This is a genomic window from Nocardia sp. NPDC046473 (assembly GCF_040645995.1).
Lineage (GTDB): Bacteria > Actinomycetota > Actinomycetes > Mycobacteriales > Mycobacteriaceae > Nocardia.
The window spans coordinates 54,402-73,020 of the sequence record NZ_JBEYZJ010000008.1 but is presented as its reverse complement, the minus strand read 5'-3'; the positions used below and the strand labels follow the sequence as shown (position 1 = coordinate 73,020).

General features: G+C 66.1%; 13 protein-coding genes and 2 pseudogenes. 3 read left to right on the top strand and 12 right to left on the bottom strand.

Annotated features, from left to right (window positions below):
* Positions 1-11: 11 nt before the first annotated feature.
* The 9 genes from ABZ942_RS27965 to ABZ942_RS27925 form a co-directional block, all read right to left on the bottom strand.
* Complete coding sequence (locus ABZ942_RS27965; RefSeq protein ID WP_357387006.1) at positions 12-1,676, bottom strand: ABC transporter ATP-binding protein; 1,665 nt, start codon at positions 1,674-1,676, stop codon at positions 12-14.
* Positions 1,673-2,539 (bottom strand): ABC transporter permease, encoded by an 867-nt coding sequence (locus ABZ942_RS27960; RefSeq protein ID WP_357387004.1) that lies wholly within the window; start codon positions 2,537-2,539, stop codon positions 1,673-1,675. The genes ABZ942_RS27965 and ABZ942_RS27960 overlap by 4 nt, the downstream gene beginning before the upstream one ends.
* Positions 2,536-3,543, bottom strand: coding sequence for an ABC transporter permease (locus ABZ942_RS27955; RefSeq protein WP_357387002.1), 1,008 nt, complete (start codon positions 3,541-3,543; stop codon positions 2,536-2,538). The genes ABZ942_RS27960 and ABZ942_RS27955 overlap by 4 nt, the downstream gene beginning before the upstream one ends.
* A gap of 36 nt (positions 3,544-3,579) precedes the next feature.
* On the bottom strand, positions 3,580-5,181 hold the full coding sequence (locus ABZ942_RS27950) for an ABC transporter substrate-binding protein (RefSeq protein WP_357387000.1): 1,602 nt from the start codon (positions 5,179-5,181) through the stop codon (positions 3,580-3,582).
* Between the two features lie 32 nt (positions 5,182-5,213).
* Positions 5,214-7,154 carry a biotin carboxylase N-terminal domain-containing protein gene (locus tag ABZ942_RS27945; protein ID WP_357386998.1) on the bottom strand — a complete coding sequence of 647 codons (1,941 nt, stop codon included), beginning with the start codon at positions 7,152-7,154 and terminating at the stop codon, positions 5,214-5,216.
* Positions 7,151-8,716: a carboxyl transferase domain-containing protein gene (locus ABZ942_RS27940; protein WP_357386996.1), complete on the bottom strand. Its 1,566-nt coding sequence runs from the start codon at positions 8,714-8,716 to the stop codon at positions 7,151-7,153. The genes ABZ942_RS27945 and ABZ942_RS27940 overlap by 4 nt, the downstream gene beginning before the upstream one ends.
* Positions 8,713-9,948, bottom strand: a complete 1,236-nt coding sequence (locus ABZ942_RS27935; protein WP_357386993.1) for an aminotransferase class I/II-fold pyridoxal phosphate-dependent enzyme — start codon at positions 9,946-9,948, stop codon at positions 8,713-8,715. The genes ABZ942_RS27940 and ABZ942_RS27935 overlap by 4 nt, the downstream gene beginning before the upstream one ends.
* A 56-nt stretch (positions 9,949-10,004) precedes the next feature.
* Positions 10,005-11,264: an MFS transporter gene (locus ABZ942_RS27930; protein ID WP_357386992.1), complete on the bottom strand. Its 1,260-nt coding sequence runs from the start codon at positions 11,262-11,264 to the stop codon at positions 10,005-10,007.
* Positions 11,265-11,524: 260 nt separating this feature from the next.
* A complete protein-coding gene (locus ABZ942_RS27925) occupies positions 11,525-11,965 on the bottom strand; it encodes a hypothetical protein (protein WP_357386990.1) in 441 nt (146 codons plus the stop codon).
* Between the two features lie 193 nt (positions 11,966-12,158).
* On the opposite strand from ABZ942_RS27925, the gene ABZ942_RS27920 reads away from it, so the two are divergent.
* The 3 genes and pseudogenes from ABZ942_RS27920 to ABZ942_RS27910 all read left to right on the top strand — a co-directional run.
* Complete coding sequence (locus ABZ942_RS27920) at positions 12,159-12,419, top strand: hypothetical protein (RefSeq protein ID WP_357386988.1); 261 nt, start codon at positions 12,159-12,161, stop codon at positions 12,417-12,419.
* A 247-nt stretch (positions 12,420-12,666) separates the two neighbouring features.
* A pseudogene (locus ABZ942_RS27915) lies at positions 12,667-14,853 on the top strand (tetratricopeptide repeat protein); the annotation flags it as partial.
* 72 nt (positions 14,854-14,925) lie between these two features.
* Positions 14,926-15,864: pseudogene (locus ABZ942_RS27910) on the top strand (S1 RNA-binding domain-containing protein); the annotation flags it as partial.
* Here ABZ942_RS27910 and ABZ942_RS27905 read toward each other — a convergent pair.
* From ABZ942_RS27905 to ABZ942_RS27895, 3 genes are all read right to left on the bottom strand, one after another.
* The gene (locus ABZ942_RS27905) at positions 15,822-17,474 is read right to left on the bottom strand and encodes an amino acid adenylation domain-containing protein (protein ID WP_357386986.1); all 1,653 of its coding nucleotides are present in this window, start codon (positions 17,472-17,474) and stop codon (positions 15,822-15,824) included. The pseudogene ABZ942_RS27910 and the gene ABZ942_RS27905 sit on opposite strands and share 43 nt — an antisense overlap.
* 257 nt (positions 17,475-17,731) lie before the next feature.
* A complete protein-coding gene (locus ABZ942_RS27900; protein WP_357386984.1) occupies positions 17,732-18,217 on the bottom strand; it encodes a MerR family transcriptional regulator in 486 nt (161 codons plus the stop codon).
* Positions 18,214-18,561 (bottom strand): hypothetical protein, encoded by a 348-nt coding sequence (locus ABZ942_RS27895; RefSeq protein ID WP_357386982.1) that lies wholly within the window; start codon positions 18,559-18,561, stop codon positions 18,214-18,216. Before ABZ942_RS27895 ends, ABZ942_RS27900 begins: the two co-directional genes overlap by 4 nt.
* Between the last annotated feature and the right edge of the window lie 58 nt (positions 18,562-18,619).

Sequence of the window (18,619 nt, the reverse complement as noted above, 5' to 3'; positions counted from 1 at the left end):
CGGCGGTCAGATCATTGCCGCCGACCGGAAGGCGCCGGGCCGGGCAGCCGAGGAACCGATGCCACGAGCCGACGGGTGTAATCGTGTTGCGGCGACTCGAATATCGCGTCGACCACACCGGATTCGACGATGCGACCGTCTTTCATGACGACCACGCGATCCGCCGCATGGTGTACCACCCCGAGGTCGTGTGAGATGAGCAGTAGCGCGGTGCCGAACTGCGCTTGCAGCACGGCCAGCAAGTCGAGTATCTGCGCCTGCACCGACACGTCGAGGGCGGATACCGGCTCGTCGGCAACGATCAAGGCCGGCCTGGGTGCGATCGCGCGGGCGATGGCGACGCGTTGTCGTTGTCCACCGGAGAGCGTGCGGGGATGACGATCGAGCAACTCCCGGCCGAGTTGCACCGCGTCGAGCATCTCGCGGACGCGGTTCGCTCGTGCGCGGCCTCGAATGCCCACCGTGTCCAAGCTTTCGCCGATGATGCGTTCGACGGTGTAGCGCGGATCGAAGGAGCTCAGCGGGTCCTGTGCGATCAATTGCGCGGTGCCGCGGTGGCGGCGTAGTTCGCTGTCGGAATATTCGCTCCACGGTTCGCCGTCGACGACTATGCGCCCGGAGGTCGGCGCGATGAGTCGCAACGCGAGGCGTGCTGTGGTCGTCTTGCCGGAGCCCGACTCCCCGACGATGCCGAGCGTCTCACCGGCGAACAGGTCGAAGTTGACGTCCTCGACCACGGTGCGGGCGGCCGGTCCGGTGCCGTACGTCTTCCGAAGATCCTGCACCGACAACACGATTCGAGTCTCGTCCACCGTGCGAGGCGGTAGCGGCCTGCGGTCGAGGACGTCGATATCGGCCGACGGATCGTCGGGTATCGACAGTGCCGTACCGCGGGAGGCGGCCGAAGGGACGGCAGCGAGCAAACGTTTCGTGTAGCTGTGCGCCGGTCGAGTCAGGACCTCGCGCGTACTCCCCTGCTCGACGACCGTGCCGTCCTTCATGACCAGCACCCGATCGGCCAGCTCCGCGACCACGGCGAGATCATGGCTGATCAGCAGTAGCGCGTTACCCGCGGCTTTGCGCTGTCGGAGCAACTCCAGAATCTGTTGCTGCACAGTGACATCGAGGGCGGTGGTCGGCTCGTCGGCGATGATCAAGCGCGGATCACCCGCGATCGCCGTCGCGATCAGCACCCGCTGACGCAATCCCCCGGACAGTTCATGGGGATACTGGGTCAAGCGCCGTTCGGGTTCGGGCACGCCCACCTCGGTGAGCAACCGCACGCTGCGCGCGGTGCGCGCCGGTCCGCGCAGATCGGTCAGCGCACGTTGCACCTGCGCCAGTGTCGCGCCGATCGTGCACAGCGGATCGAGGGACACGAGCGCGTCCTGCAGGACGAACCCGATATCGGAGCCGCGGATCCGACGCCACTGCCGCTCGCGATACGCACGCGCGTCCTGCCCGAAAAGCTCGAAACTGTCCGCGTGGACTGCGGCGCCGGATCCGGACAGACCGAGCAGAGCGCGCGCGGTCACCGACTTTCCGGAACCCGACTCGCCGACGAGCGCGACGACTTCACCCGGCTCGATCCGCAGATCGATGCCGTGCACCACATCGTGAACGCCCGCCTTCGCCGGAAACCCGATGCGCAGGTTCGTGATCGAGACCAGGCTCATGATGGCCTCCCGTCGTAGTGTCGTTGCCAGTGCCGTCCGAGCGAGCTCACGGCGATGACGGTGGCGGTGACCGCCACACCGGGCAGCACCGAAATCCACCAGGCGTTGCGCAGATAGTTGCGCCCCTCGGCGAGCATCGCACCCCATTCCGGTTCCGGGGGTTGCGGTCCCATCCCCAGGAAGCTCAGACCCGCCGCACCGAGGATCGCGGTGCCGAGGCCGATGGTGGCCAGGATCGGCACCTGGGCCACCGCGTGTGGCAGGACGTGCCGGCGCACCAGCGTGGCCCGGGTGAGTCCGAAGGTGCGGGCCTGCTCGACGTACCCGGACTCCTGAACGACGAGGGTCTGGGCGCGCACCACCCTGGCGAACCGTGGAATGGAGGCGATACCGAGCGCGAAGATCAGGTTCGTGGTTCCTGGCCCGGTGAACGAGATCAGCACCAGCGCGAGCAATAGATCGGGGAAGGCGGAGACCACGTCGAGGAAGCGGGTGATCAGCTCGTCCACCGGCCCGCGGGCCAACCCGGACAGCAGGCCGAGCGCCGTGCCGACCGCGACCGCGATCGCGACAGCGGTGACCCCGATGAGCAGTGAGTAGCGTGCGCCGTGGACCACCCGGGTGAAGACATCACGCCCCAGATGATCGGTGCCGAACCAGTGCTGCGCGCTCGGCGCGAGCTGGGCGGCCAGCGGATCGGCGGCCAGCGGATCGTCACCGGCCAGCACCGCGGGAGCGATCACCGCGATGGCGACCAGGACAACCGTCGACGCCGCCAACGCGGCTCCTGGCGTGACGCCGAAATTCCTTGCCCGCGTGACAATTCGGTCGACGGTCGCGCGCGGCAGACCGACGGTCGTCATCGTGGTCCTCCTCGGGAGTCCCCGCGCAGTCGCGGGTCGAGCCACAGATACAGCAGATCGACCAGCGTGCTGATCACCACGTAGACGAACGCCGACAGGATCGCGACCGCGAGAACCACCGGAAGATCCTGTGCCAGTACGGCATCGACCGTCACCCGGCCCAGGCCCGGCCTGCCGAAGACCTCCTCGATGATCACCGCCCCGCCCAGCAGCCCGCCGACCAGCCAGCCGGTCAGGGTCACCGCGGGCAGTGCGGCATGGCGCAGCCCGTGCCGCAGCCGCAGCTCGGTCTCACTCACCGACCACGCGCGCACCGTCACCGCGAACGGCTCGTCGAGCACCCGCTCCAGACCGTCACGCAGCACCTGGGAGACGACCGCGCCGAGCGAGAGGCCGAGCGCGACCGCGGGCAGCACCAGGGCGGGCAGTCCCTTGTTCGCCGCCACCGGAAACATCTTCAACTGGAAGCTGAACACCGAGAGCAGCACGATGCCGAGCCAGAACGCGGGCGTCGAGATCAACGCCAGCTCAATCGCATTCGCGATGGCGCGCGCTCGCCGCCGCCGCGCGGTGGTCGTCGCGACGACCACCGCGAAGACCACCGCCACCAGCAGCGCCGCCCCGGTGAGCGCCAGCGTGGGCCCGGCCTGCGAGCCGATCACCTCCGACACCGGCCGTTGCAGAACGTAGGAGCGACCGAAGTCCCCGTGCGCCACGTGCCACAGATATCTGGCGTATTGGACGATCGCGGGGCTGTCGAGCCCCCACTCGGCGCGGATGGCCGCCTCGACTTCCGGCGTGCGCGGCTGCTCGCCGAGCAACACGTCGACCGTGTCACCCGGCGCGAGCCGCACGCCGATGAACGACAGCGTGGCGGCGCCCCACAGCACGCCGACGCCCGAGATCAACCGCAGCAGCACCCGTTTCGCGATCCACCAGCGCGCATCGGGTGCGGTGTCGGCAGCTAGTTTCACCGTTGGCGGTGCGGTGATTTCGAGCGTCATGGACACCACACCGGTTCGGCTCGCCCGAGTACCACGTCAGCCACGATCGACCCAGATGTCGTAGGAGTTCTCCGGAAGTTGCTTGTAGGGGCGGAAACCCGCACCGTGCACGTGCGCGGCGGCCGCAATCTGATTCTCCGGAATGTAGAGCGGCAGCCCGTACGCCTTGTCTACCAATGCGAATCGCTGCAACTGCGCGTACTGCTTGGCGCGCTCGGCGTTGTCGGTCGTCGCGGCGGCGGCCTGCAGCCAGCCGGACAGTTCGGCGTCGCCGGCCCGGCTGTAGTTGAGGGTGCCCTTCGAATTCGACGGGTACCAATGGTTTTCGATATCGATGCCGCCGGTGATGGTGTCGGAGTTGGCGATCGAACCGAAGGTGTTGTTCTTGCGGAGTTCGGCATAGGTGCCGAGGTCGACGTAGGAGAGCTTCAGATCGATGCCCGCGTTCTGCTTGGCCTGCGCCTGGACCGCCTGCAACAGCACCTCGCGCTGATCGCGGACGGTGGATTGCGCCTGGACCAGATCGATGGTCAGCCGCTGACCGTTCTTGGTCCGGAATCCGTCGGAATCCTTTGCCGTCCAGCCTGCTTCGTCGAGCAGACGGTTGGCGGCTTCCTTGTTCGGACCGTAGGCGCCCTCGATGCTCTTGTCGTAGAACAGCGTGTCGACGCTGGAGGCGATACCCCAACCGCGGGTGCGCTGGCCGCGATAGATCGACTTCAACACCGCATCGACGTCGACCGAATCGTTCAGCGCCTTCCGGACTTTCTCGTCGGTGGCCGGACCGAAGGTGGCATTCCAGTACAGCGTGTACGGGCTGCCGTTGTTCAGCGAGCGCTGGTAGGTGTAGTCCGCATCGCCCTCGAACAGCGACGCGTCGTTACCGGACACGCCTTCGATGAGGTCGACCTGCCCGGAGGTCAGGGCGCCGGTACGCACCGACGACTCGGGCAGGAACCGGTAGGTCAGCTCGTCGAGGTAGGCGGGACCCTGATGGGCGGCGTTCTGCGGCGCCCAGTTGTAGTCCGGGTTCTTCTTGAAGTGCAGTTCCTGACCCTTGACGTAGCGATCGAGAATGAACGGACCGGTGCCCGCGATCTCCGGGCCACCGGCCTTGAGCTGGGGCTTGTCGAACGCTGCCGGCGAGATGATGTCGAAGCCCGCGGCGAAGTCGAGGAACGGCGCGTACGGGTTCTTCAATGTGAAGACCACCGTTCGCTCATCGCGCGCGCTCACCCCGCCGAGGTTGGACAGCGGTCCGGCGGAGAACCCGCCGGAGTAGGCCACGTCCTGCATGGTGCTGAAGTTGCGAACCACCGCGGCCGCGGTCAGCGGATTGCCGTCGGTGAACTTCACTCCGTCGCGCAGGGTGAAGGTGTAGGTCAGCCCATCGGGCGACACCTCGTGGCCGGTGGCCAGCCAGGGGACGTAGCCGCCGTCCTGGGTGCGCGCCAGCAGCGTTTCGTAGGTGTTGCGCAACATCATCCGGGTGTTGCTCTGACCGTTGAGGTGCGGATTGAGCGTGGTCGGCTCCGTCTCCACACCCCAGGTGAGCGAGCCCCCGCTCCGCGGTTGCGCCGAGGTGCCCGCCGTGGTGTCCGATCCACCGCATGCGGTCGCCAGCAGCGCTGTGGCCATCAGGAGAGCTGTTGCTATTCGTCGAGTCCGCATCACAGTGCGGCGCTCCTATCTTCGATGAGAAATAGTGGTTGATCAGTGGTCACGACCGCGCCTTCGGTGGCGGTCACGGTGACGATTCCGGGATGGGTCGCGGTCAACTCGTGCTCCATCTTCATGGCCTCGACCACGCCGAGCAGCTGGCCTTTCTCCACCTGCGTGCCCGATTCGACATGGAGCCGAACGACGGTGCCCGGCATGGGAGAACGGATCTCGGGGTCGGTCGCGGTACTGCCGAACGACCGGTACTCCGCGTACCGGACTTCCCTCGACACGCCTGCGACCTGGATGGCCCACGCCTCGCCGACGCGTCGGACCACACAGGGTGTCGAGCCGACCGACATGGTGTCGTCGCTGGTTCGAACACACACGACACCCCGGTCGGCGGTGTCCGCGCGAACCCGCACCGCCTCGCCGTCGTAGCCGTTGACGCGGACGGTGAACGGCCGCCCGTCGACCGTCAAATCGATACTGCCGAGATCATGATCGGCGGGATCGAGCAACGCGCGGTCGCCGACCGGTGCGCCCACCGACCACGGTGTAACGCGATCGGGCGCGGTCAGTGCGGCGGCAACTGCGAAGGCGCCCAACAGGTCTGGATCCGCGAACTCAGTGGTCGGATCGATGCGGTCCAGGTAGGAGGTGTCGTGCTCGACGGCCGCCAGGATCGGCGAACCGAGGACGTGGCCGACGAATCCGAGGTTCGTGGAGATACCGGTCCAGCGCAGCTCCGCGCAGGCCTGCCGGGCGGCGGCGAGCGCCTCGGCGCGGGTCGTGCCGGTGGCGACGAGTTTGGCGATCATCGGGTCGAAACCGCCGGTGACGTTCAGGTGGCGATCGAATGCGCGCTCGATGCGAACGTTCGGCCATTGCGTCACTTCGAGTGCGCCGGGACAGGGTAGGAACGCCCGGAACGGATCTTCGGCGTACATCCGGACCTGAACGGAGGCACCGGTATAGGTGATCTGCTCCTGTGTCGCGGGCAGCGGCTCACCCGAGGCGACCCGCAGCTGCCAGTCCACCAGGTCGATACCGGTGATCTCCTCGGTAACTGTGTGCTCGACCTGTAGCCGCGTGTTCATCTCGATGAAGAAGAACTCCTCGCCCACCAGGAGGAACTCGAAAGTGCCTGCGCCGACGTAATTCAGCGCCTGCGCACCGCGCACCGCCGCATCGAATATCCGGGCGCGGATGGCGTCCGGGATCCGCGGCGCGGGCGCTTCCTCGATCACCTTCTGGTGTCGTCGCTGCAATGAGCAGTCCCGATCGAAAAGGTGTACGACACTGCCGAATTCGTCGCCGAAGATCTGCACTTCGATGTGGCGCGCGTGCTCTACGTACCGTTCCAGATGCAGGCGGCCGTCGGCGAAAGCCGCTGTCGCGGTCCGGGTGGCCGAGGCCAGCGACTCGCGCAGTTCGGCACGGGAGCGCACCACCGACATGCCCTTGCCGCCACCGCCACCCGCCGGTTTGACGATGAGCGGGTAGCCGATGTCCTCGGCCGCGCGGGCCAGGGCCGCGAGGTCGCCGCTCGCCTGCCGGGTGCCTGGCAGCACCGGGACGCCCGCGTCGGCCATGACCGTGAGTGCGGAGGCCTTGTCGGCCATGGTCTCGATCACCCGGGAACTCGGGCCGACGAAGACCAATCCGGCGGACCGGACGGCGCGGGCGAAGTCGGCGTTCTCGGAGAGGAATCCGTAACCGGGATGCACTGCGTCACAGCCTGTTTCGATGGCCGCGCGCACCAACGCGGCGGCATCGAGGTGGCCGCCCGCCGCGGGTAGTCGCACGGTTGCCACCGCACCGGCGTGGTAGGTCGATTCGCGATCCTCGTCGACACTCACGGTGACGTAGCCGATGCCGAGGCGGCGGCAGGTCCGCGCGATCCGCGCCGCGACCTCACCTCGATTCGCGATGAGCAGCGTCGCGATCACAGCCGGAACACCCCGAACGTGCCTGCGTCCGGCTGTGGTCTATCCCAGCGTTCATGCGCCAGCGACAGGCACTGCGCGAGCCAGGTGCGGGTGTCCTCCGGCTCGACGACCGCGTCGATCCACATCCGTGCGGCGATATACGCCGGGTGCGACTGGCGTTCGAAGCTGTCGATGATCGGCTGTTTGATCGCCGCCTCCTCTTCCGCGCCGAGCTCCTTCCCCTCACGACGGAGCTTGTCCCGCTTGAGAATTGCCATCACCGCAGCCGCCTGCTCACCGCCGACGCCGGTGGAGCGCGCGTTCGGCCACATGGCCATGAACTGGCCGCCCATCGAGCGTCCCGACATGGCGAAGTTGGCCGCGCCGAAGCTGCCGCCGATCACCAGCGAGATCTTCGGCACCGTCGCGCACGAGACGGCGTTGACCATTTTCGCGCCGTGCTTCGCAATGCCCGCACGCTCGTATTGCTCGCCGACCATGAAGCCACTCACGTTGTGCACGAACAGCAATGGGATGCGGCGTTGATTGCAGATCTGAATGAAGTTCGTCGCCTTGAGCGCGCTGTCGGGGAAGATCACGCCCTGATTCGCGACGATCCCCACCTCGTATCCGGCGATCCGCGCGGTCGCGCACACCATGGTGATGCCGTAGTCCTTGCGGTACTCCACCCACGAGGTGGCGTCGACGACACAGCGCAGGATCGCGCGAACGTTCATCTCCTTCTTCGTGGTAGCCGGAATCAGCTCCGGCAGACGCGCCGGATCGTCGGCCGGTTCGAGGGCCGCGAAGGCCGGTGGACGCACCTTGTCGCCCGGCGTGCGGGCGACGATATCCCGCACCATCGCCAACGCTTCCACCTCGTTCATCGCCAGATGGTCCGCGACGGCGGTCTCTCGTACGTGCAGGTCCGCGCCGCCGAGTGTTTGCGCGTCGACCTTGATGCCGGTGGCGGCTTCCACCAGCTGCGGGCCGCCGAGGAAGACCGTGCTGAGGTCTTTCACCATGACGGTCTCATCGCTCATCGCGGGGATGTAAGCGCCTCCCGCAGTGCAGATTCCGAGCACGGCGGAAATCTGGGGCAGGCCGAGCGCGGACATCTCCGCGATGTTGCGGAACATCTTTCCCAGGTGCTCTTCGTCCGGGAAGATCTCCTCCTGCAAGGGGAGATAGATGCCACCCGAATCGGCGAGATACACGCACGGCAGGCGGTATTCGCGAGCCAATTTCTGCCCACGCAACTGCTTCTTGATGGTGAGCGGGTAATAGGTGCCGCCTTTGACGTGCGGGTCATTGGCGAACACCATGCAGGGACGGCCGTGGATGCTGCCGATCCCCACGACGAGTGCGGCGGCAGGCAGGTCGGTGTCGTACACGTCGTGCGCGGCGAGGCGGCCGATCTCCAGGAACGGTGTGCCCGGGTCGAGGATGCGATTCACCCGTTCCCGAACCGGCAGTTTGGCGTCGCCGGTTCGGCGGCGCGGCGCGACGATGCCTGCGTTGTGGTCGCGCAGCAGTTTGCGTTGTGCTTCGAATCCGACGTTGTGTTCGACGGTGACGGTCATGCCGGTAGCTCCGCTCGATCCTGATGTGCGGCCAGACTCGAGTTCAGGGTGTCGGCGAATCGGCGAATCGTGTCGGGCTCGAGGTCGGCCCGCAGCATGAGGCGCAGGCCCGCGCTGCCGCGGCGGATGATCGGGAAGAAGATGGGCGAAGTGTAGAAGCCCGCGCCGAGCATGTCCCGCGCCACGGCGATGGTGCCGTCCTCCTGGCCGATGCTGACGAATCGGATGGGAAGGCCGTCGCCGGCCAGGTCGGTGTCGACCAGCGAGTCGAAAAGCCGAATGCGTTCCTGCAGTGCGATCTGACGGTCATCGACCGTGCCGTCGTCGTGCAGATCGCAGGCCGCGACGATGGCGCCGAGTCCGGCCGTGTTGATTCGCTGTGACCACATCAGCGGTCCGCTGGTGCGCAGCAGCGTGTTCTTCAGGACATCGTCGCCGAACGCCCCGAAGAAGATGACACCGCCGCTGGCCCCGAAACCCTTGTTGAGCGAGGCGATTACGAGCGTCCGGTCCCGCCAGCCTTCGTGGGAGCCGAGGACGTATCCGCGGCCCCGGGCGCCCAGGGTCGAGATGCCGTGTGCCTCATCGAAATACAGGAACAGCCCGTACTCGTCCTGGAGCCGGAACAGCTCGTCCAGCGGCGCTCCCCCGCCTGTGCTGTAGACGCCGTCGGCGACATAGGCGACGTGAGAATGCCTGCGGCACAACTCTTCCAAGGCGGCGACATCGTTGTGTGCGATCGTGACCAGCTCGGCTTCATCCGCGACCAGCGGCTTCATCGCGTTCAGACAGAAATGCGCGTTCTTGTCGAACACGACCAGCGGCGGGTGCCCGTCGGTGAGCTCACCGGAGGCCAGTAGCGGCAGTGTCGCCCAGGCCGCGGCCGCACAGGACGACACCGTGACCGCCTGCGCGCCGAAGGTCTGCGAGAGGCGTTGCTCGGCCTCTTCCAAGAGCTCGAGCCGAATGCGCATGCGGGAGATGGAGGAATTGATTGTCGCGGTTTCGTCGAGTCCACGGTGGGCGCCCGCGACTATTCGCGGGTCGCTGTCCAGGCCGAGATACGAATACGACGAAAAGTTGACGATAGTGCGGCCTTCCCGGTCGTGCACGTGCCCGTCGCGCATGTCCGCGGCGACGATATCCACCAGGCCGTGAGCTGCGCTGTCGTCCCAGAAGGAGTTGCTCAATTGCAACTGCCGACGGACGTTGGCGAATTGATGAGTAACCATTCCCCTTATTCCTTTATTGGCGTTCGCGTCGATCGATGAATCAGGCTGTAGATGACTCAGGAAGCAGTGGCGGGCTTTTCCGGCGCCGCGACAACGACTACGTTCACTGCGGCGAGCACGGTGATGGCGATGGACCAGGCGATCAACCCGGTCAGCGATGGTCCGGCCAGCGAGGCGACACCCGCCAGGCCCTGCTGGATCAGCGCGCACCAGGTGACCGCGATCGCGGCGCCGGAGACGAGATGGCTGACCGCGTGCGCGGCGCTGTTGGGGAACAACGTCGCCTGCCCGAAGGTGGTCGCGACGTAGCCGGCCAGAAAGATCGAAAGTGCGATCGCCCGGTGCGGATCGAACACCCAGACAAGGGTGATGAGCACGCAGCCGGCCAGCATGATCCACGCGCCCTGTCGCATCATGGTGCGCGCACCGAGGCGCCGGACGGTGCGCCGCACGTAGGTCGCACCGGCCAGGTATGCCGCGCCGTACAGGACGCCGAAGAGGCCGAATACCCACGGCTGCAACGAGAACCGGTCCGCGAAGATGAACGCCGACTTCTGCTGGATCATGACGATGATGGCGAACCCGATACCGCCGGCGACCGCGCTGGCGACGAAGACCCGATCTTTGATCAACCTGCGCACCGTGCCCTTGGCCGGGGACTTCGACTCCGGCCGCGGCAGCGAAATGCGCAGGGCGAGCGCGACGGGCACCGCGGCGAGGACGGCCAGCGCCACGAATCCGTACCGCCACCCGACCGTCGAGGTGATGACGCCGCCGACCACCTGCCCGCCGCCGAGCGCGACGACGAACGCCATAGACAACAGCGAAAGTTGCCGCGCGAGTTCAGCACCCGAGAACAGGTCCTTGATCATCATCCGCGCGACGACGGCGATACCGCCCGCGCCGATCGCCTGCACCACCCGCAGGCCGAGCAGTTCCGGCGCGTTCGTGATCAGCGCAAGGCCCGCGCTGGCGAGGATGAAGCATAGTCCGGCCGCCACGAACGCGGGCACCCGCCCGAACCGTTCCGCGGCCCGGCCCCAGGCGACCACCGGCAGCGCGGCGAACACTACGAAGACCGCCACCGACACCTGCAGCGTCGAGTCGCTGGCCCCGATATCGGCGCCCAGTGCGGGCATACTCGGAAGATAGATAGTGGTGGCCATTTGCGCCGCGGCGACCGCGCTACACGCGGTCAACACCACAGATCGGCTTCCGACGGCCGCGGATACAACGCTCCCGGATTCCTGCCGCACAACCAATTCAATCCCCCTACACCCAATAGATGCGCGCCGCAGGTCAGTCGAGCCCGGCATGTCTTGGACGGATCGATGACCCCATCGATCCGTCCAAGACATGATTACCCGCCGGTAACTCACGATGCGAGGGTTAAAATCCTCCTGATTCTGCCGGAATGCTGTGCAGCCCAACCTCTTCCACGCAGACGCCAGCCCTGGCCGGTGCGGCGCGGCCAGCAGCGACAGCCCGCTCGGCACTATTGAACCGACCTACCAGGTCGTCATCGAGTTCGATTGCGAGCGAACAAGACCCGTTCAGAAGGGGCGATCGGTCGCCCTCAAGAAGCCGAGGGTGTCGCCGGACCTCCGTAGTGGTGGATGTCGCGGCCGGCGACGGAGGTGGTGTTGTTGGAGCCGATGACGCGAGTGTGCTGCACCAACGACCGCACGTGCTGCTGATCCTGCGCGTTGAGCGCCGGCGTGATCTCGTCCTCGAGTAGCCGTCGCAGCTCGGAGTGCACCTCGGGGTTGCTGTTGACCAGCCGCCTGAGTCGCAGCCGCCACTCCGCGACCAGGGCGTCCTGCGTCGCGGTGTCGTTATTCGCTTGTGCCTCGGCGACTTCGGAGCGCAGCTGCTCGAGATCGGTGCCGATCTGCGCTGCTTCCTCGGGGTGGATCCGTTGCCACCATCCCACTACCGCGGCCTTGATCATCGCCCACCCGTCGGTGGTCGCCGCTGCCGCCAATGCAGTTCCAGCGGCCATCACAATCTCGTCCACGAACCTACCTCGAATCAAGAGAGCGAAATCTTTGGTGCAGCATAACGATAAACCGTCTCGAGGAATGTCGGTCCAACGACCGACATTCCTCGAGCAAGGAGAAGGCCGATACGGTAGCGATTCGAGATGTCTTTCTATTCATGATTCCGGTGGGAGGCACTAGGCTGAGTAGCTCAAAGGAGAGCGCCGTGGGATGGTAGTGATGAATCCGATTTCCGTACCGATCGGCAACGCTTTGATCAGGGAAGGGCTGAGTAGCAACGCCTCTGACACCGGCGCACCGCGCACGCTGAACATTCCGAGAGTTCGGTTTTCAGTAGCGATCACCAAGAGAGTGATCGATACGTCAGATCGACAACGATGCGTGCCGAAAAACGCATCGGCGACGGTATTTCCGATCGCTGTGTTCTGGGTATCGAATACGCACCTTCCGTCGGCGCTGTCGACCAGCTGAACTCGCGAAGGCACACGTCGTGAACGATCCCGTACCCACCGAGGACTCGGACCTGCCGCCTCAGCTTGCCCAGCAGACAGAGGTTTCCGGCGACAACAACACCGCCCTCAGCGCAGGCCGCGACATCAACAACGTCCAACTCATCATCCAGCGTGGCACCGAGCTGGGACGTGTCGTGGTGGGGCGGATCCCGCGGGCGGCGAAGCATTTCATCGCCCGCGCCCAAGTAACACAGTTACGGGAGGTAATGGCGGACGCGCAGGTGGCGGTCGTGGTGACCGGGATGCGCGGCGCGGGTAAAACCCAGGTCGCCGCCGCTTACGCCCGCAACGCCATCGCCGCGGGTGTGGGATTGGTGGGATGGGTCAACGCCGAAAGCCGGGACACGTTGTACGCAGGCCTGTCCGAGATCGCCGCGCGGGTCGGTGTCGCCGACCCCGACGGCGATTCCGCAGTGTCGGCCGAGCGGCTGCGCAATCATCTGTCCGAGCGGTCGGAGCCGGCGTTGCTGGTGCTCGATAACGCCACCGACCCCGACTTCGTCGACACTCTGCTGCCGACCGGTGACCAGACGCGTGTGGTGGTGACCAGCACGGACCGCGCGTTCTCCCAGCTCGGCGAGATTATCGATGCCGGTGAAGGTTTCGGCCGCCCGGAGTCGGTACGTTTCCTGGGCGAAGCAACCACACTGGACGATCCGGTGGGTGCCGCGCTGGTCGCGGTGGATCTGGGAGATCTGCCGTTGGCGTTGTCGGCGGCAGCGGCCACCATCGTCGGTCGCCGGTTGGCCTATGCCAGTTATCGGCAACTGCTGGCCGCGCAGCCGCTACCCATGGCGTTGCCGCGGAGCCGAGGAAGCGATCACCCATTGGCGGTGGATCAGGCGCTGCTGTTGTCGATCCAAACCGCTGAAACCCCCACCGGGGATACGGAACTCGACGCGGTCGTGGTGTGGCTGTTGGGGGTGATGGCGATGCTGGCGCCCGACGGTGTCGACTACGCGATGCTGCCGGACCATGGCGGCCGGTTGGGTGCGGCGGTGCAGCGGTGTGTGGAGGGATCATTGCTGACGTGGTCGGCCACCGAAGACGTGGTGGTCATGCACCGGTTGCTGGCCAGGGTGCTGCGGGAACGCGCCCACGCATTACAGAGCACCACCGAGGCAGCCGCCGCAGTGGCAGTCATCGAACCGTTTCTGTTCGATGAGGCCGAGGCCTTCCAGCGTCGTGAGGAAGGCGCCCGGCTCGTCGATCACATCGAAACCTTGGTCGACAGCGGCCTGTCCGAACAGGTCATCCACGAAATTCAGCCCAGGCTCCTGGCATCCCGACGCTGGGCGACCCGCCAGCTGACCTTCGCCACCGACTTCACTCGCGCCATCAAACTCGCCCAGTCCACCCACGCAGACCACCAACGCACCCTCGGCGCCGATCACCCCGATACGCTGACCTCCCGCCACAACCTCGCTGACGCCTACAGGTCGGCGGGACGGTTGACCGAGGCGATCGCACTGCACGAACAGAACCTCACCGATCGCGAACGTGTCCTCGGCACCGACCACCCTGATGCCCTGACCTCCCGGCACAGCCTTGCCGACGCCTATCAGTTGGCGGGACGACTGGCCGAAACGATCGCACTGCACGAACAGAACCTCACCGATCGCCAACGTGTCCTCGGCCCCGACCACCCCGCCACGCTGACCTCCCGCCACAACCTCGCCCTCGCCTACCAACTGGCTGGCCGGATCGGTGAGGCCATCGCACTGCACGAACAGAACCGCACTGATCGCGAACGTGTCCTCGGCCCTGACCACCCCGCCACCCTGGCCTCTCGCCACAACCTCGCCTTCGCCTACCAATTGGCGGGCCGGGTCAGTGAAGCCATCGCACTGCACGAACAGAACCTCACCGATCGCGAACGTGTCCTCGGCACCGACCACCCCGCCACCCTGGCCTCCCGCCACAACCTCGCCTTCGCCTACCAGTTAGCGGGCCGGGTCAGTGAAGCCATCGCACTGCACGAACAGAACCTCACCGATCGCGAACGCATCCTCGGCACCGACCACCCCGACACCCTCTCCTCCCGCCACAACCTCGCCAACACCTACAAGTCAGCGAAACGACTCACCGAGGCGGTATCGCTGTTCGAGCAGAATCTCGCCGATCGCGAGCGCATCCTCGGCACCGACCACCCCGATACGCTGGCGTCCCGCAACTCCCTCGGCTACGCCTACAAGTCAGCGAAACGACTGACCGAGGCAGTAACGCTGTTCGAGCGGAATCTCGCCGATCGCGAACGTGTCCTCGGCACCGACCACCCCGCCACCCTGGCGTCCCGCAACTCCCTCGGCTACGCCTACAAGTCAACGAAACGACTCGCCGAGGCAGTAATGCAGTTCGAGCGGAATCTCGCCGATCGCCAGCGCATCCTCGGCACCGACCACCCCGCCACGGTGGCCTCCCGCAACTCCCTTGCCAGCGTTTACAAGTCAGCCAAACGGGCTGGCGAGCTGATCGAACCGGACGAGAACCACAGCACCGTGGGCGTGCCGCCGCGTGCGCAGTGGGAGCAAACCCAGGCCGAGACGTGTCCGAAGTTCCTGTACGAGCTGCGGCAGGGCCAGGTCCTCGAGGGTGTGGTCACCTCGCTCACCGACTACGGCGCATTCGTCGATCTGGGCGGCTGGGACGGTCTGGTGCACATCTCGGAGCTGTCGTGGAAGCACATCGACGAACCGTCGGAGGTTGTCGAGGTCGGTCAGAAGATCACCGTCGAAGTTCTCGCTGTCGATCTGGATCGCGAGCGGGTTTCGCTGTCGCTCAAGGCGACTCAGGAAGATTCGTGGCGTCGGTTCGCCCGCACCCACGCGATCGGTCAGGTCGTGCCGGGCAAGGTCACCAAGCTGGTTCCGTTCGGAGCGTTCGTGTCCGTCGAGGACGTCACCGGCCTGATGCACATCTCCGAGTTGGCCGAGCGCCATGTCTCCGATCCCAACCAGGTCGTCGCGGTCGGTGACGATGTGATGGTCGAGGTCATCACCATCGATTTCGACAGTCGGCGGTTCTGGCTGTCGCTGAAGCAGGCGAACCGGGATTACCACGCCGAGTTCGACCCGTCGAAGTACGGTATGGCCGACAGCTACGATGATCAGGGCAACTACCTCTGTCCCGAGGGCGTCGATCCCGTCACCAACGAGTGGCGCGAAGGCTTCGATGAGGAGCGCGAAGAGTGGGAGAGCCGCTACGCCGAAGCGGAGCGCCGTCACGAGATGCACACCGCCCAGATGGCGAAGATGATGGCTGACGCCGGCAACGGCGGCCGGACGGTCTATTCCGCCGAGAGCAGGCTGCAGTCATCGTCCGGACAGGCCGAGCCCGTCAGCGGTTCGCTGGTCACCGACGCTCAGCTGGCCGCGCTCCGGAAAAAGTTCTCCGGCAACACATAACCGCGGTGTTTGCGTTGGCACGCCGGGCGCGCGCGCACTTGCTCGATCGCGCGGCGACGTAGCTGGGCGCGGTCCTGTTTTCCATTGCAGGTCAATGGAATTCGGCGTGTGCGCACGAAACGGCTCGGTACCGACGACGGAGACAGCTGCTCGCCGAGGGTGGCGCGCAGCCGCCGGAACAGACCCTCCGGCGCACACTCGGGATCGGCAGGCTGGATCCAGGCGACCATGGTGGTCTCGTCGTCGACGTCGACCGAAACCACCACTGCGGCGGCGACTTCGGGATCCGCGAGCAGATGGCGTTCGATCTCTCCCGGTTCGATTCGCTCGCCGTCGATCGTCACCTGGTCATCGACGCGGCCCAGGTACTCCAGCTCGCCGTCGACCAGCCGTACCCGGTCACCGGTGCGATAGAGCCTGGGTACCGACGAGCCTTCAGGGGCCGTGACGAACACCCGCATGGTGAGATCGGGCCGGTTCAAATACCCCATCGCCAACGGGACACCGCCGATGTGCAGCTCACCCTCGTCACCGGGACGCACCGGACTGCCGTCCTCGCCGAGAACACTCAGCACGCAATTATCGATCGGACGGCCGATATACACCTGACGGATGTCCTCCGGCCGGTCCGGACAGGTCCATGCGGTCACGTCGAGCGCGGCTTCGGCCGGACCGTACAGATTGTGCAGCGCCGCAGGCAGTTTCGCCACGAATTCCCGTGCCACCGGAACCGGCAGCGGCTCACCGCTGCAGAACACGTGCCGTAGCGAAGTGCACCGGGCCGCGTCCGGCCAGCGTAGGAATTCCCGCAGCATGGTCGGCACGAAATGACAGATGGTGATCTGGTGCCGGACGATGGCCTGGGCGACCGACACCGGGTCGCGATGTTCCTCCGAGGCGAGGAAGACGCATCGAGCACCGGCGATCAGCGGCAGCAACAGTTCCCAGCCGGACACGTCGGCGGTAACCGGAGTCTTCTGCAGGATTCGATCACCGGCGCCGACGCCATAGGTGTCGCGCATCCATTCCAGGCGGTTGCACAGCGCCAGACCGCACACCACCACACCCTTGGGCGCCCCGGTCGATCCCGCAGTGAACAGTACGTACGCCGCTTGATCGGCCGAGGCTTCCGACAGCGCGTCGAACTCCTCCGTGTCGGATTCTCGCGGCATGTCCACCGCACGCAACCCGCACTCGACGACCAACTCGCGCCCGGCCCCGGTCACCAACGCCACCTCACAATCGGCGATGTCGGTGAACTGCCGCATCCGCGCCGAGGAAGCACTCGGATCGACCAGTAGGTAGGGCAGCCCCGCCTTCAGCACACCGAGCATCGCGACGAGCAGGGCCCGGCCCCGCGGCACCGCGATCGCGACCGGCCGCGCAGGTGGCGCGGTTGCCCGGAGCAGCCGTGCGACGCGATCCGATCGCAACTCCAGTTCCCGATATGTCAGCTCACCGCAACCGTCCGATGCCGCGACGGCCTCCGGCGTTTCTGTCGACACCGCCCGAACCAGACCCGGAACACCGTGTCGAACACTGCGCTGAACCGTGCGCCCGCGCAGCTCCAGCGCCGCCATCGAGTATTGGTGATACAACCAGACCTCCACGCTCACACCTATGCCCTGATTCGCCACGGTAGAGCGCAACAAACCCCGCGCGAAACGACCCTGACGCAACCTTTACGAGGTTGGAGACACGGCTCACGCCAGCGCAACGGACTGCGCGTGCGCCGTCTCGGCAGGTTGCCGGTCCCTACGGAGGTTCACCTCATCCCGCTGGCTGATGTCGGCTGGCGACCGCTGCGCCACGAGGAAGGAGGACCGCGATCGGGAGGATGTACCCACTTGCGCCAACCGCAGGAGCGTCAGCGCGTCTCGGTGGTGTCGCGCCCACGAACGGCTTCGCCAGCGCCGTCTCCGCCGATCGTTGTGGATCTAGAAGTCCCTTCGAATGGCAGTGGGCAGCACGGGCTTTCGCTACATTCGAGCAGATCGTCGCATCCGGCAGTCAGAGCCGCGCGCAGGGTGTCCCGAACCGCGCTGAGCTCAGCGAGTTTCGCGTCGACTTCGGCGAGTTTAGTGGTGGCGCGGGCATGTAGTCCGGCCTCGGGGCGTCGGCCGTGGGCCCGCGCCACGTCGAGCAGGTCGGCGATCTCGTCCAGGGTGAATCCGACGCGTTGCGCTGCCTTGATGACGCGCAGCAGTGCCACGGCCTGTTCCGGGTAGAGACGATGCCCACCCAGTGAGCGCCCCGGCTCGACCAGCAGACCACGACGCTCGTAATAACGCAGCGTCTGTATATTCACCCCGGCCGCTGCCGCGACTTCGCCGGAGCGCAGACCGGCACTCACCGTGGGCTCGGATCCGCCGCGGCACCGACCCGCGCCTGCAGCGCGTCGAGGACATCGACATACGCGGCAGGAACATCGATATGCATCACCACGCCGGTAGCGTCGGTCTCAAAAGTAAAGGTGAAGAACGAACAGCACCCGACCTCACGTGCCGCCAGGTCACGAGCGACCGGTTCGACGTCCGCGACAAGCCGCGCATCGAGCCTCGTGGGCTGCGCACGTTCGATGTGATGCACGGAGCTGGCGAAGAACTCGTCGAACTCAGCTACCCGCACCGGACGCTCAGCGGTAGGCAGCGTGCATGCACTGGATACCCAGCCCGCGGAAGCAACGTTGATCGTCATGAACCCAAGGTAAGCCTGTACCCAGGTACCGATTGCAAGTCCCGATCCAAGGACCGCG

What these genes read in the sequence shown, in the direction of transcription:
- ABZ942_RS27935 (WP_357386993.1), bottom strand. Translation starts at nt 9,948, where the DNA reads ATGGTTACTCATCAATTCGCCAACGTCCGTCGGCAGTTGCAATTGAGC.
- ABZ942_RS27920 (WP_357386988.1), top strand. Translation starts at nt 12,159, where the DNA reads ATGGTAGTGATGAATCCGATTTCCGTACCGATCGGCAACGCTTTGATC.
- ABZ942_RS27965 (WP_357387006.1), bottom strand. Translation starts at nt 1,676, where the DNA reads ATGAGCCTGGTCTCGATCACGAACCTGCGCATCGGGTTTCCGGCGAAG.
- ABZ942_RS27955 (WP_357387002.1), bottom strand. Translation starts at nt 3,543, where the DNA reads ATGACGCTCGAAATCACCGCACCGCCAACGGTGAAACTAGCTGCCGAC.
- ABZ942_RS27940 (WP_357386996.1), bottom strand. Translation starts at nt 8,716, where the DNA reads ATGACCGTCACCGTCGAACACAACGTCGGATTCGAAGCACAACGCAAA.
- ABZ942_RS27950 (WP_357387000.1), bottom strand. Translation starts at nt 5,181, where the DNA reads ATGGCCACAGCGCTGCTGGCGACCGCATGCGGTGGATCGGACACCACG.
- ABZ942_RS27930 (WP_357386992.1), bottom strand. Translation starts at nt 11,264, where the DNA reads ATGCCGGGCTCGACTGACCTGCGGCGCGCATCTATTGGGTGTAGGGGG.
- ABZ942_RS27895 (WP_357386982.1), bottom strand. Translation starts at nt 18,561, where the DNA reads ATGACGATCAACGTTGCTTCCGCGGGCTGGGTATCCAGTGCATGCACG.
- ABZ942_RS27960 (WP_357387004.1), bottom strand. Translation starts at nt 2,539, where the DNA reads ATGACGACCGTCGGTCTGCCGCGCGCGACCGTCGACCGAATTGTCACG.